22 protein-coding genes are annotated in these 23,621 nt (G+C 65.9%); 9 read left to right on the top strand and 13 right to left on the bottom strand.

Annotated elements, in window-relative coordinates:
• Positions 1-73 precede the first annotated feature (73 nt).
• On the bottom strand, positions 74-355 hold the full coding sequence (locus PJW05_RS09255) for a peptidylprolyl isomerase (RefSeq protein ID WP_271411416.1): 282 nt from the start codon (positions 353-355) through the stop codon (positions 74-76).
• 102 nt (positions 356-457) lie between these two features.
• Positions 458-1,345, bottom strand: a complete 888-nt coding sequence (locus PJW05_RS09260) for a LysR substrate-binding domain-containing protein (protein WP_271411417.1) — start codon at positions 1,343-1,345, stop codon at positions 458-460.
• Between the two features lie 150 nt (positions 1,346-1,495).
• Here PJW05_RS09260 and PJW05_RS09265 point away from each other — a divergent pair, with 150 nt between their 5' ends.
• Complete coding sequence (locus tag PJW05_RS09265; protein ID WP_271411418.1) at positions 1,496-2,959, top strand: aldehyde dehydrogenase family protein; 1,464 nt, start codon at positions 1,496-1,498, stop codon at positions 2,957-2,959.
• Between the two features lie 193 nt (positions 2,960-3,152).
• Positions 3,153-3,935 (top strand): SDR family oxidoreductase, encoded by a 783-nt coding sequence (locus PJW05_RS09270; protein ID WP_271411419.1) that lies wholly within the window; start codon positions 3,153-3,155, stop codon positions 3,933-3,935.
• Between the two features lie 422 nt (positions 3,936-4,357).
• Here PJW05_RS09270 and PJW05_RS09275 read toward each other — a convergent pair whose 3' ends face one another.
• The 6 genes from PJW05_RS09275 to PJW05_RS09300 form a co-directional block, all read right to left on the bottom strand.
• Entirely contained in the window at positions 4,358-5,971 is a 1,614-nt protein-coding gene (locus PJW05_RS09275) for an FMN-binding glutamate synthase family protein (protein ID WP_271411420.1), read from the bottom strand.
• 353 nt (positions 5,972-6,324) lie between these two features.
• Positions 6,325-7,026 (bottom strand): ABC transporter ATP-binding protein, encoded by a 702-nt coding sequence (locus PJW05_RS09280; protein ID WP_271411421.1) that lies wholly within the window; start codon positions 7,024-7,026, stop codon positions 6,325-6,327.
• Positions 7,027-7,029: 3 nt separating this feature from the next.
• The gene (gene livG / locus PJW05_RS09285) at positions 7,030-7,797 is read right to left on the bottom strand and encodes a high-affinity branched-chain amino acid ABC transporter ATP-binding protein LivG (RefSeq protein ID WP_271411422.1); all 768 of its coding nucleotides are present in this window, start codon (positions 7,795-7,797) and stop codon (positions 7,030-7,032) included.
• Positions 7,794-9,050, bottom strand: coding sequence for a high-affinity branched-chain amino acid ABC transporter permease LivM (locus tag PJW05_RS09290; RefSeq protein WP_271411423.1), 1,257 nt, complete (start codon positions 9,048-9,050; stop codon positions 7,794-7,796). Before PJW05_RS09290 ends, livG begins: the two co-directional genes overlap by 4 nt.
• Positions 9,047-9,970: a high-affinity branched-chain amino acid ABC transporter permease LivH gene (gene livH / locus PJW05_RS09295; RefSeq protein WP_271411424.1), complete on the bottom strand. Its 924-nt coding sequence runs from the start codon at positions 9,968-9,970 to the stop codon at positions 9,047-9,049. Before livH ends, PJW05_RS09290 begins: the two co-directional genes overlap by 4 nt.
• 115 nt (positions 9,971-10,085) lie before the next feature.
• On the bottom strand, positions 10,086-11,207 hold the full coding sequence (locus PJW05_RS09300; protein WP_271411425.1) for a branched-chain amino acid ABC transporter substrate-binding protein: 1,122 nt from the start codon (positions 11,205-11,207) through the stop codon (positions 10,086-10,088).
• 303 nt (positions 11,208-11,510) lie between these two features.
• Between PJW05_RS09300 and PJW05_RS09305 the strand changes: the two genes are divergently transcribed.
• Together PJW05_RS09305 and PJW05_RS09310 are read left to right on the top strand one after the other, a co-directional pair.
• On the top strand, positions 11,511-11,828 hold the full coding sequence (locus PJW05_RS09305) for a DUF2288 domain-containing protein (protein ID WP_271411426.1): 318 nt from the start codon (positions 11,511-11,513) through the stop codon (positions 11,826-11,828).
• A gap of 149 nt (positions 11,829-11,977) precedes the next feature.
• Entirely contained in the window at positions 11,978-12,343 is a 366-nt protein-coding gene (locus PJW05_RS09310) for a DUF5064 family protein (RefSeq protein ID WP_271411427.1), read from the top strand.
• A 125-nt stretch (positions 12,344-12,468) separates the two neighbouring features.
• On the opposite strand, the gene phnE is transcribed toward PJW05_RS09310, so the two are convergent.
• From phnE to PJW05_RS09330, 4 genes are read right to left on the bottom strand one after another with little or no spacing between them, the layout of a single operon-like run.
• The gene (phnE, locus tag PJW05_RS09315; RefSeq protein ID WP_271411428.1) at positions 12,469-13,233 is read right to left on the bottom strand and encodes a phosphonate ABC transporter, permease protein PhnE; all 765 of its coding nucleotides are present in this window, start codon (positions 13,231-13,233) and stop codon (positions 12,469-12,471) included.
• Positions 13,230-14,057 carry a PhnE/PtxC family ABC transporter permease gene (locus PJW05_RS09320; protein WP_271411429.1) on the bottom strand — a complete coding sequence of 276 codons (828 nt, stop codon included), beginning with the start codon at positions 14,055-14,057 and terminating at the stop codon, positions 13,230-13,232. The genes phnE and PJW05_RS09320 overlap by 4 nt, the downstream gene beginning before the upstream one ends.
• On the bottom strand, positions 14,051-14,857 hold the full coding sequence (locus PJW05_RS09325; protein ID WP_271411430.1) for a phosphonate ABC transporter ATP-binding protein: 807 nt from the start codon (positions 14,855-14,857) through the stop codon (positions 14,051-14,053). Before PJW05_RS09325 ends, PJW05_RS09320 begins: the two co-directional genes overlap by 7 nt.
• Positions 14,854-15,705 carry a putative selenate ABC transporter substrate-binding protein gene (locus PJW05_RS09330; RefSeq protein ID WP_271411431.1) on the bottom strand — a complete coding sequence of 284 codons (852 nt, stop codon included), beginning with the start codon at positions 15,703-15,705 and terminating at the stop codon, positions 14,854-14,856. The genes PJW05_RS09325 and PJW05_RS09330 overlap by 4 nt, the downstream gene beginning before the upstream one ends.
• Positions 15,706-15,830: 125 nt before the next feature.
• Here PJW05_RS09330 and PJW05_RS09335 point away from each other — a divergent pair, with 125 nt between their 5' ends.
• From PJW05_RS09335 to mnmH, 4 genes are read left to right on the top strand one after another with little or no spacing between them, the layout of a single operon-like run.
• A complete protein-coding gene (locus PJW05_RS09335; protein WP_271411432.1) occupies positions 15,831-16,718 on the top strand; it encodes an NAD(P)-dependent oxidoreductase in 888 nt (295 codons plus the stop codon).
• Entirely contained in the window at positions 16,718-17,503 is a 786-nt protein-coding gene (locus tag PJW05_RS09340) for a hydroxypyruvate isomerase family protein (RefSeq protein WP_271411433.1), read from the top strand. The genes PJW05_RS09335 and PJW05_RS09340 overlap by 1 nt, the downstream gene beginning before the upstream one ends.
• Positions 17,504-17,545: 42 nt before the next feature.
• Entirely contained in the window at positions 17,546-18,580 is a 1,035-nt protein-coding gene (selD, locus tag PJW05_RS09345) for a selenide, water dikinase SelD (RefSeq protein WP_271411434.1), read from the top strand.
• A complete protein-coding gene (gene mnmH / locus PJW05_RS09350) occupies positions 18,580-19,686 on the top strand; it encodes a tRNA 2-selenouridine(34) synthase MnmH (protein WP_271411435.1) in 1,107 nt (368 codons plus the stop codon). The genes selD and mnmH overlap by 1 nt, the downstream gene beginning before the upstream one ends.
• Before the next feature lie 58 nt (positions 19,687-19,744).
• Here the strand turns inward: mnmH and PJW05_RS09355 are convergent, their stop codons facing one another.
• Positions 19,745-21,946: a putative bifunctional diguanylate cyclase/phosphodiesterase gene (locus PJW05_RS09355; RefSeq protein ID WP_271411436.1), complete on the bottom strand. Its 2,202-nt coding sequence runs from the start codon at positions 21,944-21,946 to the stop codon at positions 19,745-19,747.
• 286 nt (positions 21,947-22,232) lie between these two features.
• Between PJW05_RS09355 and PJW05_RS09360 the strand changes: the two genes are divergently transcribed.
• A complete protein-coding gene (locus PJW05_RS09360) occupies positions 22,233-23,561 on the top strand; it encodes a spinster family MFS transporter (protein ID WP_271411437.1) in 1,329 nt (442 codons plus the stop codon).
• Positions 23,562-23,621: the final 60 nt, after the last annotated feature.

Here is a 23,621-nt window from a genome sequence, read left to right on the forward strand (position 1 = left end):
CGAAGGCCGAAAATCGCTGAAGAAGACAGCGCGAAAGTAGAAGGCGCCGCCGGGCGGCGGCGCCTTGAATCCATCAATCCTGACGGCTGGTGACTTCCAGCAGGTGATAGCCGAACTGGGTTTTCACCGGGCCTTGCACGACGTTCAGCGGGGCGCTGAAAACGACCTGATCGAACTCCTTGACCATCTGGCCACGGCCGAACGAGCCGAGGTTGCCGCCGTCGCGGCTGGAGGGGCAGGTGGAGTGTTGTTTGGCGATGTCGGCGAAGTCGGCGCCGGCTTCGATGGCGGCTTTGAGTTCGTTGCACTTCTCTTCGCTGGAAACCAGGATGTGGCGGGCAGTGGCGCGTGCCATGGTGGTGTACTCCTTGTTCATTGAGGAGGCAGAGACTAGCGGAATTGGTGGGCGATTCAAGGTGCCTGGTCCGCGTTTGCCGGTTCGTCGCCCAATCGTCCGTTACACCTGCCCGCCGTGGGCTTCTGCGACCAGCCAGTCCACCAACGCCTGCAGTGGCGGACTGGCTCCGGGGCGTTCGGGGTAGACGAGGAAGTAGGCGCCGCCGGTGGGCACCTTGAGGTCGAAGGGCGCCACCAGGTGGCCGTTGGCGAGGTCTTCGCCGATCAGTGACCAGTCGCCGAGGGCGATGCCGGCGCCCTGGGCGGCGACGGACAGGGCCAGGTCCATGGTGTCGAAGTGGTGCCCCCCGCTGAGCGCGCCGGGCGTATGGCCGGCGGCGCGCAGCCAGCCTTCCCAGTCGTGCTTGTCCCGCGCAGGGTGCAGGAGTACGTGGCGTTCCAGGTCCGCCGGGGTGTCCAGCGGCAGCGGGCCCTCCAGCAATTGGCGGGTGCAGACGGGCGTGAGTTGTTCATTGAACAGGTGGTGCGCGGTGACGTTTCCGGTCGGCGTGGGGCCGTAGATGATCGCCGCGTCGAACTGGTCGCGGCGGAAGTCCACGCCATAGGCGATGGTGGTGGTGAGTTCCACCGGCACGTCGGGGCGCTCGGCCTGCCATTTCATCAGGCGCGGCAGCAGCCAGCGCATGGCGCAGGTGGGGGCCTTGAGTTGCAGGGCCTTGCGCCGGGCGCCGACTTCTTCCACGGCTTCGTCGATCAGGGCGAACACCTGCTGGATGCGCGGGAACAGGTCGCGGCCCTGTTCGGTCAGGGCCAGGCCCCGCGCCTGGCGCAGGAACAGCGGGTAGCCGAGGTGGCTTTCCAGTCCGGCGATCTGCCGGCTGACGGCGCCCTGGGTGATGTGCAGCTGCTCGGCGGCGCGGGTGAAGTTGCAGCACTGGGCGGTAACCAGGAAGGTGTGCAGGGCAGGCAGGGGCGGGAGGCGTTTCATTGGTTGAGTCATGATCCAGAGACATGGCTAGTATGACGATTTTTGCCTTGTCAGTGTGGCCGCTGGGCGGCTCAATGGGCGCCACTTGTGGCCCTCCAGCCTGTCGTGCAGGGAGCGGCTGTCCTCCGTTCTGCTCATGGAGCCCCTGCAATGTCGAATACCCTCCCGACCTTCCCCGAAACCCTGTCCGGCGTGTGCATCGACGGCCAGTGGTTGCCCGCCGCCGCGCCGCTGGAGGTGGTGAACCCCGCCACCGAGGAGCGCCTGGCGAGCATCGGCACCGGCGATGCGGTGACTGTCGACCAGGCGGTGCAGGCCGCCAGCCGCGCATTCCCGGCCTGGGCTCGCAGCAGCGGCGGCGAGCGTGGCGCGCTGCTGCGGCGCATTGCCGAGGGCGTGCGCCAGCGCCGCGAAACCCTGATCCAGCTGCAGTCGCTGAACAACGGCAAGCCGCTGTTCGAGGCCGCCATCGACGTGGATGACGTGGTCGGCACCTTCGAGTACTACGCGGGCCTGGCCGAAGGCCTGGACGCCCAGCAGGACCGCCCGGTGGAGCTGCCCAGCGAAGACTTCGCCGCCCGCCTGCGCCGCGAGCCCGTGGGCGTGGTGGGGCTGATCGTGCCGTGGAACTTCCCCATGGTGACCACCGCCTGGAAACTCGCGCCGGCCCTGGCCGCCGGCTGCGCGGTGGTGCTCAAACCGTCCGAGGTGACGCCGCTGCCGGAGCTGGAGCTGGCGCGCATCATCGTTGAGGCCGGCGTGCCGGCTGGCGTGTTCAATGTGGTGTGCGGCACCGGCCTGGCGGTGGGCGCGCCGCTGTCGTCGCACCCGAAGGTGGCCAAGGTGTCCTTCACCGGCAGCAATGCGGTGGGTGTGCAGGTGATGCAGCGCGCCGCGGAAACCGTGAAGGGCATCAGCCTGGAGCTGGGCGGCAAGTCGTCGCTGCTGGTGCTGGAACAGGCCGACCTGGACCTGGCCGTGGAGCTTGCCTGTGGCGGTGCCTTCTTCAACGCCGGGCAGATGTGTTCCGCCACCAGCCGCGTGCTGGTGGCCGAACCGCTGGTGGCGGATTTCCTGGCACGGGTGCAGGCCCGCGCCGAGGCCACGAAGGTGGGCGACCCCTTCAGCGAAGGCGTGGAGATGGGCGCGCTGGTGAACGCGGCGCAATACCAGCGCGTGCGTGGCCATATCGAACGCGGTATCGCCGCCGGCGCACGTCTGGTGTGCGGTGGCGAGCGTCCGGCGGAACTGGCGCGTGGCTACTTCCTCACGCCGACGGTGTTCACCGATGTGCCGCAGGACAGCGCGCTGTGGAACGAGGAAATCTTCGGCCCGGTGCTCTGTGTGCGCAGCTTCGCCAGCGAGGCAGAGGCCATCGAGCTGGCCAACGACAGTGAGTTCGGCCTGGTGGCCAGCGTGGTGAGCGCCGACCTGGAGGCCGCCGAGCGCGTGGCCAACGCCCTGCAGGCGGGCATGGTGTGGATCAACTCCCCGCAGGTGATCTTCCCGCAGACCGCCTGGGGCGGTTACAAACAGAGCAGCATCGGCCGTGAACTCGGCCCGTGGGGCCTGGCCTCCTTCCAGGAGCTGAAGCATGTGGTGAGGGCGGTCTGAATTCGGTGGACTGCTTCCTCTGTGGGGGCGAATTCATTCGCTGAGGGCCGCGAAGCGGCCCCATTTCCCCAGGCAGGCCTGCGGCCTGTATAGCGATTGAAATCGCCCCCACAAGATTGGTTGTGCCTGCCCATTGGCCGTTGCCATAGCCAAGCGCACACTGGCTAACGAATTCGGAAAAGGAGTGCTGACCATGGACCTTCAACTTGAAAACCGCAGTGCCCTGGTGTGCGGTGGCAGCTCCGGGCTGGGTTTCGCGGTGGCCGAAGCCTTGGCCAGAGAAGGGGCGCGGGTTTGCCTGTTGGCGCGCAATCTGTCGAAGCTGGACCTGGCGGTGGAGCGCATCCGCAGGGCGGGCGGCGAGGCTCAGGCGGTGGCGGTGGACCTGAACGACCTGGGCGCAGTGGACATGGCCATCGAGCAGGTGGTGGCGGCCATCGGCGCGCCGGACATTCTGGTCGCCAACAACGGCGGGCCGCCGCCGGTCAACGCGGTGGAGTTCGACCCGCAGCTCTGGCACCGCCAGCTGGATGCCATGTTGCTGAGCACCATGGCGCTGGTGAACGCCTTTCTTCCCAGCATGCGCCAGCGGCGTTTCGGTCGCATCCTGATGATTTCTTCCACCAGCGTGGTGGAGCCGATTCCCGGGCTGGTGCTGTCCAGCGCCCTGCGCGGCGCCCTGGCCAACTGGGCCAAGACGCTGTCGGCCGAGGTGGCCGCCGACGGTGTGACGGTGAATACCCTGATGCCCGGCTCCTTCTGGACCGAGCGCACCGAGAACCTGCTGCTGCGCGCCGCCGAACGCAGCGGCAACCCGGTGGCGAGCCTGATGGCCAAGGAGCAGGCGGCGATTCCGGTGGGGCGCTATGGCGCGGCGGAGGAGTTCGGCGCCATGGCGGCGTTCCTCGCCAGCCCCTTGGCCAGCTATGTCACCGGGGCGCGGATTCCGGTGGATGGCGGGGTGTTGAAGGGGTAGGGCAGGCCCTTAGGATGGGTAGAGCCTGCGAAACCCATCCATCCTGACTGATGGGTTTCGCTTCGCTCTACCACATCCTACATATCGTTCTTCCGAGGACATTCACCAGGCCCGTAGGATGGGTAGAGCCTGCGAAACCCATCCATTCTGACTGATGGGTTTCGCTTCGCTCTACCACATCCTACATATCGTTCTTCTGAGGACATTTACCAGGCCCGTAGGATGGGTAGAGCCTGCGAAACCCATCCATCCTGACTGATGGGTTTCGCTTCGCTCTACCACATCCTACATATCGTTCTTCTGAGGACATTCACCACGCGCACGAGCCCGTAGGATGGGTAGAGCCTGCGAAACCCATCCATCCTGACTGATGGGTTTCGCTTCGCTCTACCACATCCTACATGTCGTTCTTCTGAGGACATTCACCAGGCGCACGAGGGCTCGAAGCTGTCGGCCCGCGCCATGGCCCACATGCGTTCGTAGAAGTCCGCTTCGATCTTGTCGTTCAGCAGGTCGCCCGGCTTGAGGAAGACGTGTATCTGCGAGAACAGGCGGATTTCCTTGTCCGAGACGCGCCGCACCAGGTGGCGCGGTTCCAGTTGGTTGGGGTGTTCCAGGCCGGCGGCGGCGAGCATTTCCGCCAGGGTCTTCAAGGTGTTGCGGTGGAACATCTGCACCCGCTGGGCCTTGTCCGGGACCACCAGCGCGCGTTGGCGCAGCTTGTCCTGGGTGGCGACGCCGGTTGGGCATTTGTTGGTGTGGCACGACTGCGACTGAATGCAGCCGATGGCGAACATGAAACCGCGCGCCGAGTTGGCCCAGTCGGCACCGAGCGCCAGCACGCTGGCGATGTCGAAGGCGCTGATGATCTTGCCGCTGGCGCCAAGCTTGATCTTGTCCCGCAGGTTCAGGCCCACCAGGGTGTTGTGCACGAAGAGCAGGCCCTCGCGCAGGGGCACGCCGATGTGGTCGGTGAATTCCAGGGGCGCCGCGCCGGTGCCGCCTTCCTTGCCGTCGATGACGATGAAGTCCGGCAGGATGCCGGTTTCCAGCATGGCCTTGGCGATACCCATGAATTCCCAGGGGTGGCCCAGGCAGAGCTTGAAGCCCACCGGCTTGCCCCCGGACAGCTCGCGCAGCCGGGCGATGAACCGCATCATTTCGATGGGAGTGGAGAAGGCGCTGTGGCGCGCGGGGGAGACGCAGTCTTCGCCCATGGGCACGCCACGGGTGAGGGAAATTTCCTCGGTGATCTTGTGCTTGGGCAGGATGCCGCCGTGGCCGGGCTTGGCGCCCTGGCTCAGCTTGATTTCGATCATTCGCACCTGCGGGCTTTGCGCCTGGGCGGCGAAGCGTTCCGGGTCGAACTGGCCGTCGCTGGTGCGGCAGCCGAAGTAGCCGCTGCCCAGTTCCCATACCAGGTCGCCGCCGTTCTCGCGGTGGTAGGGGCTGATGCTGCCTTCGCCGGTGTCGTGGTAGAAGTTGCCGAGCTTGGCGCCCCGGTTGAGGGCGCGGATGGCGTTGGCGCTGAGGGAGCCGAAGCTCATGGCGGAGATGTTGAACACCGAGGCCGAATAGGGTTGCGCGCATTGCGGGCCGCCCACCACCACGCGGAAGCTGGACGGGTCGCTGAGGGGCGCCGGGCGCATGGAGTGGCCGATGAATTCGTAGCCGGCCTGGTAGACGTCGATCAGGGTGCCGAAGGGCTTGTCGCCGCCTTCGTTCTTCGCCCGCGCGTAGACCAGCGAGCGCTGGGCGCGGGAGAAGGGCAGGCGTTCGTCGTCGCTTTCCAGCAGGTACTGGCGGATCTCCGGGCGGATGCTTTCCACCAAATAGCGGATGTTGCCGAGGATCGGGTAGTTGCGGCGCACCGCGTGGCGCGACTGCAGCAGGTCGAAGATGCCCAGCAGGCTGAGGGCGCCGGTGAGCAGGGTGAAGGGCCAGACCCAGTCATGCTCGACGAAGGGCAGGCTGAACAGGGTGAACAGCACGCAGAAGGCGAAGAAGGCGTAGCGGCTCAGCAGCGAAAGGCTCATGCGGACTCCTTGTTTACAGGTATCGGCATAGGGTAGTGCCTGCGAGCAGGAAATGCCTTTCGACGGCTCAAGATCGGGCTGTAGGAAGGGGCCGCGGGTTGTGCAGGGGCCTTTGATCGTGAGAGCAACTGCCTTTTCCTGTGGGGGCGATTTCAATCGCCAAGCGGACCGCAGGTTCGCCCTGTCGCGCCCAAGGGGGTGATGCCTGGGTTTGGTGGATAGAAGAGCGCTATCCACCCTACGGGCCAGCTGCGCTGGCCAATCGCGAATGAGTTCGCCCCCACGAAGAGCAGGACCGGGCCTGGGCCACAAAAAAACGGCCCCGAAGGGCCGTTTTCTGCTGCAGCGAGCGTTTAGCCGCCGAGGTAGGCGTCGCGCACCTTGGGGTCATTGAGCAAGTCTTCGCCGCTGCCTTGCATGACGATGTGGCCGTTTTCCAGCACATAGCCACGGTCGGCCAGCTTGAGCGCCTGGTTGGCGTTCTGTTCCACCAGGAAGATGGTCACGCCGTCCTTCCGCAGCTGTTCGATGATGTCGAAGATCTGCTGGATGATGATGGGCGCCAGGCCCAGGGACGGTTCGTCGAGCAGCAGCAGCTTGGGCTTGCTCATCAGCGCGCGGCCGATGGCGAGCATTTGCTGTTCGCCGCCGGACATGGTGCCGGCACGCTGCTCGAAACGCTCCTTCAGGCGCGGAAACAGGTGCAGCACCTTGTCCATCTGCTCCTGGAAGTCGCCCTTGGCGGTGAAGAAGCCGCCCATGGCCAGGTTCTCTTCGACGGTCAGGCGGGCGAACACGCGGCGGCCTTCCGGCACGACGGCAATGCTCTTGCGCATGATGTCGCAGGATTCCTGGCCCACCAGTTCTTCGCCTTCATAGCGAATGCTGCCGCTGGCCGCGCGCGGCGAGCCGCAGAGGGTCATCAGCAGGGTGGACTTGCCGGCGCCGTTGGCGCCGATCAGGGTGACGATCTCGCCTTTCTTCACTTCCATGCTGACGCCGTGCAGCGCCTGGATCTTGCCGTAGAAGGTGGAAACCTTGTCGAAAGTAAGCATGGTTCAGGATTCCCCCAGGTAGGCTTTGATCACGTCGGGGTTGTTGCGGATCTGTTCCGGCGTGCCGTCCGCCAGGGGAGTGCCCTGGTTGATCACATAGATGTGGTCGGAAATGCTCATCACCAGCTTCATGTCGTGCTCGATCAGCAGCACGGTCACGTTGTGCTCATTGCGCAGCATGGCGATGAGCGCCTTGAGGTCGTCGGTCTCCTTCGGGTTCAGGCCCGCGGCCGGCTCGTCGAGCATGAGGATGCGCGGGCGCGTCATCATGCAGCGGGCAATTTCCAGGCGGCGTTGCTGGCCGTAGGCCAGGGTGCCGGCCGGACGGTTGGCGACGTCGGTCAGGTTGACCTTCTCCAGCCACTGGGCGGCGTACTCCATGGCCTCGCGTTCGCTCTTGCGAAAGCCCGGGGTCTTCAGCAGGCCGGCGAGGAAGTTGGTGTTGAGGTGGCGGTGCTGGGCGACCAGCAGGTTTTCCACCGCGGTCATTTCCTTGAACAGGCGAACGTTCTGGAAGGTCCGCACCACGCCCTTGTGGGCGATCTTGTGGCCCGGCAGGGCCTCGATCTGCTCGCCATCCAGACGGATGCTGCCGGAGGTCGGCTGGTAGAAGCCGGTCAGGCAGTTGAAGACGGTGGTCTTGCCGGCGCCGTTCGGGCCGATCATCGACACAACCTGTTTTTCCTGCACGCTCAGGCCCACCCCGTTGACGGCCAGCAGGCCGCCGAAGCGCATGGTGAGGCCGCTTACTTCGAGAATCGGGCGGCTCATTGTTTCAGCTCCAGGTGGGGACGTTGCATCGGCAGGAGGCCCTGCGGACGCCAGATCATCATCAGCACCATCAAGGCGCCGAACATCAGCATGCGGTACTCGCTGAACTCACGCATGAGTTCGGGGAGCAGGATCATCACGATCGCCGCAAGGATCACACCCAACTGGGAACCCAAGCCGCCGAGCACCACGATGGCGAGGATGGTCGCCGACTCGATGAAGGTGAAGGATTCCGGCGTTACCAGGCCCTGGCGCGCGGCGAAGAAGCTGCCGGCGAAACCGGCGAAGCAGGCGCCCAGGGTGAAGGCGGAGAGCTTGATCACGGTGGGGTTCAGGCCCAGGGCGCGGCAGGCGATCTCGTCTTCGCGCAGGGCTTCCCAGGCGCGGCCCAGCGGCATGCGCAGCAGGCGGTTGATCACGAACAGGGTCAGCAGCACCAGCAGCAGGGCGATCAGGTAGAGGAAGATCACCTTGTTGATGGAGTTGTAGGCGAAGCCGAAGTACTCGTGGAAGGTCTGCAGGCCTTCTTCGGCACGGCGCTCGAAGGACAGGCCGAAGAGGGTCGGCTTGTCGATGTTGCTGATGCCGTTGGGGCCGCCGGTGAGCTCGGTGAGGTTCCGCAGCATGATGCGGATGATCTCGCCGAAGCCCAGGGTCACGATGGCCAGGTAGTCACCGCGCAGGCGCAGCACCGGGAAGCCGAGGATGAAGCCGAAGAAGGCCGCCATCAGGCCGGCGATCGGCAAGCAGATCCAGAAGCCCAGGCCGTAGTAGTGCGACAGCAGCGCGTAGCTGTAGGCGCCGACGGCGTAGAAGCCGACGTAACCCAGGTCCAGCAGACCCGCCAGGCCGACCACGATGTTCAGGCCGAGGCCGAGCATCACGTAGATCAGGATCAGGGTGGCGATGTCCACCGCGCCGCGCGAGCCGAAGAACGGCCAGGCCAGGGCGAGGACGATCAGGCCCAGGATGAACCAGCGCTGGGTGGAGGGCAGGGTGAGGAAGTTGGTGGTGCCGCTGGACATGCCCGGCAGCTTGGGCGCGGCGGCCCAGGCGCCTTGCACCTGGTCGCGGAACAGTTGCCAGAGGAACATGGCCACGGCGCACGCGGCGATGGCCAGCAGGGTCGAGGTATCGGCGCCGGTGACCACCAGGCCCACGCCCACCACGCTGAGTTTCAGGCCGAGCACCGGGTAGGCGACGGCCAGGACCAGGAGTGCGCTGAAGAACGCAGTCTTGAGACGAGTATTCATACCTTCTCCACCTCCGGACGGCCGAGGATGCCGGTCGGCCGGAACAACAGGACCAGGACCAGCAGGCTGAAGGCCACGACGTCCTTGTACTGGTCGCCGAAGACGTCGGCGCCGAAGGCTTCGGCCACGCCCAGCACCAGGCCGCCGAGCATGGCGCCCGGAATGCTGCCGATGCCGCCCAGTACCGCTGCGGTGAAGGCCTTGATACCGGCGAGGAAGCCGATATGCGGGTTGATCACGCCGTATTGCATGCCCAGCAGCACCGCGGCCACGGCGGCCAGGGTGGCGCCGATGACGAAGGTCAGGGCGATGATGTTGTTGGTGTTGATGCCCAGCAGGTTGGCCATCCTGATGTCTTCGGCGCTGGCGCGGCAGGCACGACCCAGGCGCGAACGGGAGATGAACAGGGTGAGACCGTACATGACCAGGAAGGTGACGACGAAGATGAGGATCTGCATGTAGGAGATCACGACGCCGTTCATGCTGCTTTCACCCAGGATGAAGTTCCCCGGGATCAGGTTGGGGATGGCCTTGTCCTTGGAGTCCTGGGTCAGCAGTACTTCGTTCTGCAGGAAGATCGACATGCCGATCGCGGAGATCAGCGGGATCAGGCGGTTGCTGCCGCGAAGCGGGCGGTAGGCGACCCGTTCGATGCTGTAACCGTAGGCGCTTGCAACGATGATGCTTGCCGCGAAGGCCGCAACAATCAGGATCGGAAGGCTGTCCAGCCCGAGCATGGTAAGCCCGGCGATTGCGATGAAGGCTACGTACGAGCCGATCATGTAAACCTCGCCGTGGGCGAAGTTGATCATGCCGATGATGCCGTAGACCATGGTGTAGCCGATGGCGATCAGGGCATAGGTGCTGCCAACGGTAAGCCCGTTAACCAGCTGTTGCAGATAGTGGTAGAGATCAGGCATTCCCTAACTCCTCGGGCATCACGAAAAGCGGCGCTTGTGGCGCAGCGGAGCCCGTAAAACACGGATAAACAAAGCCCACTGCGCGAGCAGTGGGCTTTGCGTTCAGGCGGGAAGCTTATTTAGCTTCGGTTTTGGTGCCGTCCTTGTGCCACTCGTACACCACGAAGCTGAAGTCCTTCAGATCGCCCTTCTCGTCGAAGGCCAGGGTACCGGTCGGGGTTTCGAACGAGTTGGCGCGCAGGGCGGCGGCAACCTTGGTGGTGTCGTTGTCGCCGGCTTTCTTGATGCCTTCGGCGATGACCTGCACAGCCGCGTAGGCCGGGAACACGAACGGACCGGTCGGGTCTTCGTTCTTGGCCTTGAAGGCGTCTACCAGGGCCTGGTTCTTCGGATCCTGGTCGAAGGACTTCGGCAGGGTCACCAGCAGGCCTTCGGAAGCCGGGCCGGCGATGGCGGACAGCTCTTTGTTGCCCACGCCTTCCGGACCCATGAAGCGTACTTTCAGGCCTTTCTCAGACGATTGGCGCAGCAGCAGACCGAGTTCCGGGTGGTAGCCGCCGTAGTAGACGAAGTCCACACCGCTCTGCTTCAGCTTGGCGACGATGGTGGAGAAGTCCTTGTCGCCGGCGTTGATGCCTTCGAACATCGGCACCTTGATGCCCTTGGACTCCAGGGTCTGCTTCACGGCGGTGGCGATGCCTTCGCCGTACTGCTGCTTGTCATGGATGACGGCAACGGACTTCGGCTTGATGTGGTCGGCGATGAAGTTGCCGGCGGTCGGGCCCTGCAGGCTGTCCAGGCCGATGGTGCGGAACACCAGCTGGTAGCCACGGGAGGTGATGTCCGGGCTGGTGGACGCCGCGGTGATCATCAGGATGCCTTCGTCTTCATAGATGTCGGAGGCGGGCTGGGTGGAGCTGGAGCAGAGGTGGCCAACCACGTAGTGGATGCCGTCGTTGACGATCTTGTTGGCTACGGCAACGGCCTGTTTCGGGTCGCATGCGTCGTCGTAGACCACGCCTTCGAGCTGAGCACCGTTCACCCCGCCGGCCTTGTTGATCTGCTCGATTGCCATTTTCGCGCCAATGAACTGCATCTCACCGTACTGGGCGACCGCACCGGTCACCGGGCCAGCCAGGGCGATCTTGATGGTGTCGGCTGCTACGGAGTAGCTGGCGGCACCGGCGAGAGCCATGGCGGCGAACAGTTTGGAAATCTGCTTGGTAGCCTTATTCATAGTGCTCCACTCTTGTGTTTTTCGTTGTTGTTGTCCTGTTTGCCGAAGCTACGGGACAGGGAATTGCACCCCGCCAACACGCCCCGGCAACTGTACCGGAACAGTGTAGATTGCTGATTTGCGGCTTGAAAAGTCGGGTTTTGATGGCGGAATGATCTTGTGTCGCTTAATCGAAACAAACGTATAGAAATACGGCGTGTCTCGTCGGTGGTTGGCATCGTCGGGATGGGCTTGTCTGAATGTTGACCGACGCTATCATTGCGCCCCCCAATCCATTCGTTACCAACCAACACAAAACAAGCCATGAACGACAACGCTAGCACCCTCTATGCCAAGCTGCTCGGCGAAACCGCCGCCATCACCTGGGAGGAGTTGCAGCCCTTCTTCGCCCGTGGCGCCCTGCTGTGGGTGGATGGCGCCGAAGACCTGGTGGGCGTGGCCCTGGCGGTAGCCGAGGACGACAAGCCCCAGGTGGCGGCCCTGCTGGCTGCCGGCAAACTGAGCAAGGTGGAGGAGATGCGCGCCCAGGACCTGCTGGCGCGCGACCCTAAGCTGTGGGCGGTGGTGGTGGCGCCCTGGGTGCTGATCCAGGAGCGGGACGAGGCGCCCACCCGTCACTGACGGGGCGCCCGGAAGGACGCCAGGGACGGGGTCCAAGAGTGTGCCGTCCGCCCGGTCATGCACCGGTCTGGGGCAACGGCAAAGCCGGTGGGGCGAGCTAGACTCAATCCACCTTCTACTTCTCTTCGATATCCACAGGGAGCGTCATCATGTTCGAGCCAGGCCATATCCATCGGGCTAACCTGCCCGGCTTCCCGGGGCAGCAGTTCTCCGTCGACATCTATTACGAAGCGCGCCCGAATGCACAGGAAGGCACCATGCTGCATTTCCGCATGGTGGGCGAGATCGACGGCAAGCCGTTCGAGGAAGAGTTCGAGTTGCACCGCGACACCGCCTTCAACTTCGCCAGCGTCCTGAGCAAGGCCGCGGTGAAGCATGGGCTGCACCCCAACAGCACCCTGATCATGCGCAACCACAAGGAATACGACCAGGTCTTCGAGGACATCCGTCGCATCCTGGGCGCCGCGCCTGGCGAGGCGGTGAACTTCGACCATCTCGAGAAAGACCGATTCTGAGCCGCTTGCCGCCCTTGCTGATGGGTTTCGTTTCGCTCTACGCCATCCTGCGACTCCCGTAGGTGGGGTAGAGGAACGAAACCCAACGAGGCGCATGCCGACTCGAACTCAGCTCACTCCATCCTCTACGCGCTGACCCAGCGCTGGCGTATCCAGCCGCTCAGGGCGTCCACGCCCAGCACCAGGGTCAGCATGGCGAGGATCACGCTGGCCGCCTGGGCTTCCTGGAACAGCGACAGGCTCATGTAGAGCATCTGCCCCAGGCCGCCGGCCCCGACGAAGCCGAGCACGCTGGCCATGCGGATGTTGTTCTCCCAGCGATAGAGCATGTAGGCCACCAACTGCGGCCAGACGCCCGGCAAGGTTCCGTAGCAGAAGGCCGCGATGCGGCCGCCGCCGTTCAGGCGAATGGCCTCGGCGGGTTCCGGTGGGGTGTTTTCCAGGGCTTCGGCGAACAGGCGGCCGAGCACACCGGCGGTGTGCAGGGCCAACGCCAGCGTGCCGGCGTTCGGGCCGAGGCCGGCGGCCAGCACCATCAGGGCGGCCCAGACCAGTTCCGGCACCGCGCGCAGTGCGTTCAGCAGCAGCCGCGCCGCGCCCTGGGCGACTCCGCCGAAGCGGCCGGCGGCGGGCAGGGCGAAGAGCAGGCCGAGCAGCGCCGCCAGCAGGGTGCCGAGGGCCGACATGGCGAGCGTCTCCAGGGCGCCCCGGCCGATGGCCGCGAGGTGTGGCGTGGAGAAGTCCGGCTGCAGGAAACGCGCTGCGTAGCTGGCCATCTGCGCTGGCGCGTCGCCGCTCACCAGGGCGCCGAGGTCGATGCCCAGGCCGATGAAGGACGCGATCACCGCCACCAGCAGGGCGAGGATCACCAGCAGATTGCCCACCCTCATGCGAACCTCCCGCGCAGGAAGCGGCTGAGCTGGTCGGCCAGCAGCACCAGGGCGAGGAAGGTCAGCAGCATGCTGGCGACTTCGCCGCCGGCGAACATGCGCATGGACAGGTCCATTTGCTGACCCAGGCCGCCGGCGCCGACGAAGCCCATCACCACCGAGGCGCGCACCGCGCACTCCCAGCGGTACACGCTGTAGGAAATCATCTCCGCCGCCGCGCTGGGCAGCACGCCATAGGCGAAGGCGGCCAGGCGCGGGCTGCCGGCGGCGAGCAGGGCGCGGGTGGGGCGCGGGTCGACCGATTCGAAGATTTCCGCGTAGACCTTGCCGAGCATGCCGCTGTAGGTGATGGCGATGGCCAGCACCCCGGCGGTAGGGCCCAGGCCGACGGCGCGGACGAACAGCAGCGCCCAGACGATTTCCGGCACGCTGCGCAGGAAGATCAGCAGCCCGCGCACCGGCCAGCGCAGGGCCTGCGCCCACCAGGCCGGGCGGCCGCCACGGGGCAGGGCGGAAAGGGATAGCGCACGGCTGGCCCAGAGCGAGGCGGGCAGCGCGATCAGCAGTGCCAGGCTCATGCCGGCGGTGGCGATGGCCAGGGTTTCGAGGGTAGCGCGGCCTAATAGAAGAAGGAATTCCTCGCCGTGCTCCGGCGGCCAGAAGGCGGAAAGGAATTGGCCCATGGTGCGGGCATTGTCCTCGTCCAGCAGCACCGCCGGGTTCAACTCGCTCAGCCGCAGGCCGGGCCAGAGCAGCGCCAGGGCCAGCAGGGTGAGCAGCAGCCGCGGTAGGGCGGCCGGGTCGCGGGGCTGGGCGTTCAGCATCGTGGAATGTGCAGCACGGCCGGCGCGACGGGAGGTGATGAGGGTTGGTCGCCACGCAGTTGCTCGTTGGCGTAGAGGGCGTCCAGGTCCGCCTGGGTCACCGCTGTGCGGGGACGGTCGAAGGCGATGCGGCCGTCGCGCACGCCGACGATGCGCGGGAAGTGCGCCAGCGCCAGTTCCACCGCGTGCAGGCTGGCCAGCAGGGTGACGCCACGACGGCTGGCGTCGGCGCAGAGCACCCCGAGGGTGTGGTCGGCCAGTACCGGGTCCATGGCGGAAACCGGTTCGTCGGCGAGGATCAGTTCCGGTGCCTGGTAGAGCACCCGGGCAATGCCCACGCGCTGCAGTTGGCCGCCGGAAAGCTGGTCGCAGCGTTCGAAGAGTTTGTCGGCAAGGTCCAGGCGGCCCAGGGCAGCGGCGGCGCCGGCGCTGTCCAGCGGATGCAGCAGACTGAGCAGTCCCTTGGCCAGCGGCCATTGGCCGAGCTTGCCGGCGAGCACGGCGGTGACCACGCGTTGGCGCGGTGGCAGCGGCGGGGCCTGGTGGACCAGGCCGATGCGGACTCGCAGGCGCTGGCGGGCCCCGGCGGAGAGTGCCCAGGGCGCCGCGCCGAGCAGTTCGAGCTGCCCGGCGGCGGGTTTCAGGTGGGTGGCGAGCAGGCGCAGCAGGCTGGTCTTGCCGGCGCCGGAAGGGCCGATGATGGCGACCCTTTCGCCGTGGGCGACCTTGAGGTCGATACCGCGGAGCGCCGGCTGGCCATTGGCGTGGACCAGGTCCACGCCGTGCAGCGTCAGGCTCACTTCAACAGGCCGGCCGAGCGTGCGGCTTCCTCGATGCCGGTGTAGTTCTCCGGCTTGGTGGGGATGAAGCGGGTGGCGGCCTGCAGGTCGAGAATCGCCTTGTGCTCCGGGTTGGCCGGGTCGAGGGCGAGGAAGGCCTGCTTGATCTTCTCGGACAGGGCTGGGTCGAGGGTGCCACGGACGGTCCAGTTGTAGTCGTAGTAGGTCGGGGTGGTGGCGAAGACCTTCACCTTGTCGGTGTCGACCTTGCCGGCGTCGACCAGCTTCTGCCAGACGCTGGCATTGAGCACGCCGCCATCCACCTTGCCGGCCTGGACCCAGGCCACGGTGGCGTCGTGGGCGCCGGAATAGGCGACGCGGGAGAAGAACTGCTCGGGCACGATGCCGTCCTTCTGCATGAAGTAGCGCGGCATCAGGCTGCCGGAGGTGGAGGACACCGAACCGAAGGCGAACGTCTTGCCCTTGAGGTCCTGCAGGGACTTCACATTGGCGTCGGCGGAAATGAACTTGCTGGTGAACTTCTCGTCCTGCTCACGCTGCACCAGGGGAACGGCGTTGCCGGTCTTCAGACGGGTCTGGACGAAGGTGAAGCCGCCCAGCCAGGCCAGGTCGAGACGGTCGGCGGCAAGGGATTCGACCACTGCGGCGTAATCCGCCACGGGCACGAACTCCACTTTCATGCCGAGCTCTTTCTCCAGGTAGGCGCCGAGGGGCTTGAATTTGCGCAGCAGTTCGGTGGGTGCTTCGTCGGGAATGGCCGAGACCTTGAGAACGTCGGCGGCTTGGGAAACGACGGTGGACAGGGACAGGGCGATGCCGGCCGCGAGGGCCAAGGTGCGTTTGAACATTGGATTCTCCGGTTCAATAGCGGAAAAGGCAGGCGGATTATAGTGGCCCCCCGCCGTCTTGGAAGCTTCCCGTTGCGGGCCAGGCGTTTAAGATGTGCGTTTCGCCAACTGCCTGGAGTCCCGGCATGACCGATTCCCTGCCTTCCATTGCCTTCGCCGGCATCGGCCTGATGGGCTTGCCCATGACCCGTCGCCTGCTGGCTGCCGGCTTTCCGCTGACCGTCTGGAACCGTTCCCCGGAGAAGTGCGCGCCGCTGCTGGAGGCGGGCGCCCGCCGCGTGAAGACGCCGGCGGAGCTGTGCGCCGAGGCGGACATCGTCATGCTCTGCCTGGCCGACACCCGCGTGGTGCGCAAGGTGGTGTTCGGCGAGGGCGGCATCATCGAAGGGGCGAAACCCGGCCAGGTGCTGGTGGATTTCTCCAGCCTGGAACCGGCCGCCACCCGCGAGATGGCGGCCGAGCTGGAAGCGCGCACCGGCATGCGCTGGGTGGACGCCCCGGTGTCCGGCGGCACCCCCGGCGCCGAGGCGGGCACCCTGGCGATCATGGCGGGCGGACATGAGCCGGACGTCGAGCGGGTGCGCCCGATCCTCGCGCACCTCGGCCAGCGCCTGACCCGCATGGGCGCCGTGGGCGCGGGCCAGGTGACCAAGGTGTGCAACCAGATGATCGTCGCCTGCAATGCCCTGGTGATCGCCGAAGTGGTGGCCCTGGCGGAGAAGGCCGGGGTGGATGCCAGCCTGATCGCGCCGGCCCTGGCCGGTGGTTTCGCCGACTCCAAGCCGCTGCAGATACTCGGCCCGCAGATGGCCGAGAGCCGTTTCGAACCCATCAAGTGGCATGTGCGGACGCTGCTGAAAGACCTCGATACCGCCGTGCGCCTGTCCCGCGAGCATGACTCGGCCACGCCGCTCAGCGGGCTGGCGGCGCAGCTGATGCGCCTGCACGGCAGCCAGGGCAATCTGGAGCGCGATCCGGCTACGCTGGTGGAAATGTACCGGGAGAACCATTGATGAAGATCGCGGCCAACCTGTCCCTGCTGTTCACTGACCGCCCGCTGATCGAGCGCGTCATTGCTGCCCGCGTCGCCGGTTTCGACGGCGTCGAGGTGCAGTTTCCCTACGAGTTGCCGGCGATCCGCATGAAGGAAGTGCTGGAGGCCGCCGGCCTGCCGCTGATCCTGTTCAACCTGCCAGCCGGCGACCTGATGGAAGGTGGCCCGGGCCTGGCCGCGGTGCCCGAGCGTCAGGAGCAGTTCGACGATGCCCTGGAGCAGGCGCTTGCCTACGCCGCCATGACCCGCCCGCGCTTCGTCAATGTGCTGGCCGGGCGCAAGGCCGAGGGCGTCACCCGCGAACGTGCCCTGGCGTGCCTGGCCGCCAACCTGCGCAAGACCGCCGAAGCCTTCGCCGTGCTGCACATAGGCGTGGTCTGCGAGGCGGTCAATCCGCTCGACATGCCGGGCTTCCTGATCAACACCCCGGAGCAACTGGATGAGCTGCTGCGCGATGTCGACCACCCCAACCTCAGCGCCCAGTACGACCTCTACCACATGGCCCGCCAGGGCGTGGACGCGGCGGCGGGCATTCGCCTGCTGGCCGGGCGCATTGGCCATGTGCAGTTCGCCGACTGCCCCGGCCGTGGCGAGCCGGGCAGCGGCAAAACCCACTTCGAGCCCGCGCTGCAGGCCCTGCGGGACGACGACTACCCCGGCTGGCTGGGCGCCGAGTACAAGCCCGCGGGCGTAACCGCCGACAGCCTCGGCTGGCTGGCGGACTGGAAGGCCAGGCTGGCCTGAGCCTCCGGTTCACAAGAAACTGATTCAGCAAGAGACCGACAGATGACCGATCCCATCCGCCTCACCCAGTACAGCCACGGCGCGGGCTGCGGCTGCAAGATTTCCCCCAAGGTGCTGGAGGTGATCCTCGCCGGCAGCGGTGCGCAGAACCTCGACCCGAAGCTCTGGGTGGGCAACGCCTCGAAGGACGACGCGGCGGTATACGCCTTGGACGAAGCGCGTGGCGTGGTGTCCACCACCGACTTCTTCATGCCGATAGTCGATGACCCCTACGATTTCGGCCGTATCGCCGCCACCAATGCCATCAGCGACATCTACGCCATGGGCGGCGACCCGCTGATGGCCATCGCCATCCTCGGCTGGCCGGTGAACCTGCTGCCGCCGGAAGTGGCCCGCGAAGTGGTGCGCGGCGGCCGCTCGGTGTGCGACGAGGCCGGCATTCCCCTGGCCGGCGGGCACTCCATCGATGCGCCCGAGCCGATCTTCGGCCTGGCCGTCACCGGCGTGGTGGACAAGCGCCACATGAAGCGTAACGACACCGCCACGGCGGGTTGCAAGCTGTACCTGACCAAGCCGCTGGGCATCGGCATCCTCACTACCGCCGAGAAGAAGGGCAAGCTGCGCGAGGCCGACATCGGCCTGGCCCGCGACTGGATGTGCACCCTGAACAAGCCGGGGAGTCGCTTCGGCAAGTTGGCCGGAGTCCGCGCGATGACCGATGTCACCGGTTTCGGCCTGCTCGGCCACCTGGTGGAAATGGCCGACGGCAGCGGCCTCACCGCGCGCATCGACTATGCCAAGGTGCCCAGCCTGCCTGGCGTGGAGTACTACCTGGAACAGGGGTGCGTGCCCGGTGGCACCCTGCGCAACTTCGACAGCTACGGCGACCGCCTGGCGCCGTTGGCCGAGGTGCAGAAGCTGCTGCTCTGCGACCCGCAGACCAGCGGCGGCCTGCTGGTGGCGGTGACCCCGGAAGGGGAGGCGGAATTTCTCGCCACCGCCGAGGCGCTCGGCCTGACGCTGGCCCCCATCGGCCAGTTGCATGAGCGACAGAGTCTCGCGGTCGAGGTGTACTGATGCGCCCGGACACCGCCGATTACCGCGACATCTTTCTCAATGACCTGCCGATGATGGACGCCCGGGCCCCGGTGGAGTTCGCCAAGGGCGCCTTCCCCCATACCGTCAACCTGCCGCTGATGACCGATATCGAGCGGCAGAAAGTCGGTACCTGCTACAAGCAGCACGGCCAGCAGGCCGCCATCGACCTGGGCCACCAATTGGTCGGGGGCGCCACCAAGGCCGAGCGCATCGAAGCCTGGGCGGCCTTCGCCCGCGCCAATCCCCAGGGCTATCTCTACTGTTTTCGGGGCGGCCTGCGTTCGCAATTGGTCCAGCAATGGCTGAAGACCGAAGCCGGCATCGACTACCCACGGGTAAAAGGCGGCTACAAGGCGATGCGGACCTTCCTTCTGGATACCACCCAGGAGGCCGTGGCGCAGTGCGATTTCGTGCTGGTGGGCGGCCTCACCGGCACCGGCAAGACCGATGTGATCGCTCAGTTGGCCAACAGCCTGGACCTGGAAGGCCACGCCAATCACCGGGGTTCCAGTTTCGGCAAGCGCGCCACGCCGCAGCCGGCGCAGATCGATTTCGAGAACCGGCTTGCCATCGACATCCTGAAAAAACGCGCCGCCGGCCACCAGCAGTTCGTGCTGGAGGACGAGGGCCGCATCGTCGGCAGTTGCTCGGTGCCGCTGGAGCTGTACCAGGGGATGCAGCACTTCCCCATGGTCTGGCTGGACGACAGCTTCGAGGACCGGGTGGAACGCATTCTGCGGGACTACGTGGTGAACCTCTGTGCCGAGTTCATCGCCACCCACGGTGAGGAGCACGGCTTCAGCCGCTTTGCCGAGCGGCTGCGCCAAAGCCTGGACAACATCCTCAAGCGCCTGGGCGGCGAACGTCACCAGCGCATGGCGGCGCTGATGGACCAGGCCCTGGCCGAGCAGCAGGCCAGCGGCCAGGTGGACCTGCACCGGGGCTGGATCGAAGGGCTGCTGCGCGAGTATTACGACCCGATGTACGCCTTCCAGCGCGAGAGCAAGGCGTCGCGCATCGAGTTCGCTGGCGATCAGGCGGCGGTCCTGGCGTACTTGCGGCAGCGCAAGCCGGGGCGGAGCTGAGGGCGAACGTCGATCAGCCCGCCTGCTCAGGGCAGTGCTGCGCGGGCTCCACGGCGACTCACGCCGGATTCGAATCCACCGGCCGCAGCGGCAGCACATTGCTGCTGCCCAGCTTTTGGGGGTGGCGCAGGAAGTCTTCCACGGCGGTGAGTGGCAAAGGTTTGCTGAGCAGGTAACCCTGGATGAAGTCGCAACCCTGGTCGCGCAGGAAGTCCAGTTGCTCGTGGTTTTCCACGCCTTCGGCGACCACCTGCAGGTGCAGGGTATGGGCCATGCCGATGATGGCCTGGACGATCTCCATGTCGGCATGGCTGCCGGGGATATCCATGGCGAAGGAACGGTCGATCTTCAAGGTGTCCAGGGGCAGGCGCTTGAGGTAGGCCAGGGAAGAATAGCCGGTGCCGAAGTCGTCGATGGAGATGCTCACGCCCAGGCCACGGATGCGCTCCAGTTGCTGCAGCGCGTGGTTGACGTTGCTCATCAGGGCGTTTTCGGTGACCTCCATCTCCAGCCGTTGCGGGCGCAGGCCGGTTTCCTGCAGGGCCTGTTGCACCTTGTCCGCCAGTTCATCGCAACTGAGGCTGAGCGCCGAGCAGTTCACCGCCACGCGCAGGTCATGGAGACCGCGGGCGGCCAGACCGGCCAGATCCCGGCAGGCGCGGCGCAGCACCCAGGTGTCCAGTTCGGCGATGAAGCCATTGGCTTCGGCGATACCGATGAAGCGGTCCGGCATGAGCAGACCCAACCGCGGATGCTGCCAGCGCACCAGGGCTTCCAGCTTGGTGATCCGGCCGCTGTGCAGGTCGAGGATGGGTTGGTAGTTGAGGAACAGGCCCTGGTCGCGAGCCAGTGCCTGGTGCAGTTCCTCTTCCAGCTGCAGTTCGAAGGTGGCCTTGTGCTTCAGGTGGTTGCTGAAGAAATGCAGGTTGTTGCGCCCGCTGCTCTTGGCCTGGTAGAGCGCGAGGTCGGCGTGCTTGAGGAGCTCTGCGCAGGTTTCGCCATCGTCCGGGTAGAGGCTGATGCCGATGCTGGTGGTCATGGTGACGTTGCGCCCGGCCAGGGTAATGGGCTCCTTCATGCGCTGCATGATGCGCTGCGACAGGGCCTTGGCTTCTTCCAGGCTGCCCAGGCCGGCGAGCACGCAGAATTCGTCGCCCCCCAGGCGGGCGATCATGTCCTCGCGGCGCAGCGCACTGCGCACCCGTTCGGCCACCACCTTGAGCAATTCATCGCCGGCATCGTGACCGAGGCTGTCGTTGACGCGCTTGAAGTGGTCCACGTCCAGGAACATCACCGCCAGCGGCCGATTGACGTGTGCGTGGGCCTGCAGCTTGTCCGCGAAATATTCGTTGAAGGCGCGGCGGTTGGGCAGGTTGGTCAGGGCGTCGTAGTGGGCGACGTTCTGCAGCTTCACCTTCACCTGTTCCAGTTCCCGCAGCAGATTGTTGACGTGCTGCAGGTCGCGCTCCTTGCGTTGCAGCTTCTTGTCGGCCCAGGCCACGCCCAGGGCGAACACCAGCACCATGCCGGCGATCACCGCCAGGCTGAAGGCGAGCTGAACGGCATTGTCGGCGCGCGCGAGGTGCAGTTCGGTGCCGGCCGGTACGGTCAGCTGCAGGGCCAGGATGCCGGTGAAGTGCATGCTGCAGATGGCGCCGCCCATGGCCAGGCTGGCGGGGATCTTCAGCAGTTGGTGGCCCTCGCAGCGTTCGCGGAAGAAGGTGGACAGCAGCATGGCGGCCAGGCTGGCGGCAATGGCGACGCCCACCGACACCGCGACCATGCCGGGGTGGTAGTACTGGGTCGCCACCGAGCGGATGGCGGCCATGCCGCAGTAGTGCATGAGGGCGATGCCGAAGCCGACGGCGAGGGCCGCCACCAGGTAATGGTGCGGCTCGACCTGGGGCCGGCCGAGGGTGTACATGCCCACCAGCGAGGCGGCGATCACGACCACCAGGGACAGGGTGGTGGTGGGGATGTCGTAGTTGATGGGGATCGGGACTTCGAAGGCCAGCATGGCGATGAAGTGCATCGCCCAGATGCCGCCGCCCAGGCACGCGGCGCCGAGCCAGGTCCAGCGTCGTCGGGTTTCCGGCTGCCGGGCATGGGCCACCCGTTCGGCCATGTCGAAGGCACAGTAGCCGGCCCCCGACGCCACCAGGAACGCCAGCAGGACCAGCCAACTGTTGTGGGTACAGGCCAGCAGGACCTGGCCATCCATGGGAAGTTCGGTTCCGAAACGCAGGCCAAGCCAGTCCATAGAGAGTTTCCCATGCACGAGTTTCGACTTCGGGGCGAGCGCGCTTGCTGGCGAAGTGCCGTCAGTATAGCCAGCATGGGGCATCTACCTTGTACGAACGTGCCTGGGCGCCGAACGGTCATCCACGCGGGATGGCTGGAAGGGGCGGCGTTCCTCCGGGCAGCATCGGGTTACATAAATCAAACTGATTTTCGCAGACAGCGCCCCGCAGGACGCTCTAGATTGCAGGCTCGAACCCGGCTGCCGGTTGTCCGGGCGCCTACAACAACAACGAGACCGACGACCCATGCAGCAATCCCCCCAAGCGGCCAATGCCTGGCGTGTACTTTTCCTGCTGTTCCTGGCCAACCTGTTCAACTTCTTCGACCGCACTATCCCGGCCATCATCATCGAGCCAGTGCGCCATGAGTGGAGCCTGAGCGACTTCCAGCTCGGCCTGATCGGCACCGCCTTCACCCTGGTCTACGCGGTCGCCGGGGTGCCGCTGGGACGCATGGCCGACACCGGCGCGCGCAAGAAGATCATGGGTTGGGGCCTGGCGGTGTGGAGCGGACTGACGGCGGTGAACGGCCTGGCCTGGAACTTCTGGAGCTTCCTGCTGGTGCGCATGGGTGTGGGGATCGGCGAAGCCAGCTACGCCCCGGCGGCCAACTCGCTGATCGGTGATCTCTTCCCGGCCCACAAGCGCGCCCGCGCCATGGGCATCTTCATGCTTGGTCTGCCGCTCGGGCTGGTGCTGGCCTTCTTCACCATCGGCGCCATGGTCAAGGCCTTCGACAGTTGGCGCGCGCCCTTCTTCATTGCCGCCGTGCCGGGGCTGATCCTGGCCATCTTCATGTTCTTCATCAAGGAACCGCTACGTGGCGCCGCCGAGGCGGTGCAGGTGCGGGAGAGTGTGCCGGTGGATAAGCCGCTGCGCCGGGTGCTGGCGATCCGCACCTTCTGGTGGCTGACCCTGGCCGGCCTGACCTACAACTTCGCCACCTACGCCACGAACTCCTTCATGGTGCCGATGCTGCAGCGCTACTTCCTGATGTCGCTGGAACAAGCGGCGATTTCCACCGGCATCATCACCGGCCTGACCGGGCTGGTGGGCCTGACTCTCGGCGGCTGGGTGGCGGACAAGGTGCACCAGAAGTCAGAGCGCGGACGCCTGCTGCTGGCCGCCTTCAGCATGGCGATCGCGGCGGCCTGTACCGGTTTTGCGCTGCTCGCCGGACGCATCGAGATCGGTGTATTCGTCGGCGTCTTCAGCCTCGGCTGGCTATTCGCCTACAACTTCTACACCTGCGTCTACACCGCCATCCAGGACGTGGTGGAGCCGCGTCTGCGGGCCACCGCCATGGCGCTGTTCTTCGCCGGCCTCTACCTGCTCGGCGGCGGTCTCGGCCCGGTGGTGGTAGGGCTGCTGTCTGACCACTATTCCCAGGCGGCGATGCTGGCGGCCGGCGCCAGTGAGATGAACGAAACCTTCAAGGCCGTGGGTCTGCACAACGCCATGTTCCTGATACCGGCTGCGCTGACCCTGACCATGCTGGCACTGTTCCAGGCGGCGCGCTGCTTCGTGCGCGATGCGGCGAACATGCGCGCAGGGCTGACTGCCGCCGCGGCGTGACGGTTTGCGTAAGCGACAGGGCCCGCCTTGTGCGGGCCTTGTCGTTTTACGGTGGAAGCG

The organism is Pseudomonas sp. Q1-7 (assembly GCF_028010285.1).
GTDB lineage: Bacteria > Pseudomonadota > Gammaproteobacteria > Pseudomonadales > Pseudomonadaceae > Metapseudomonas.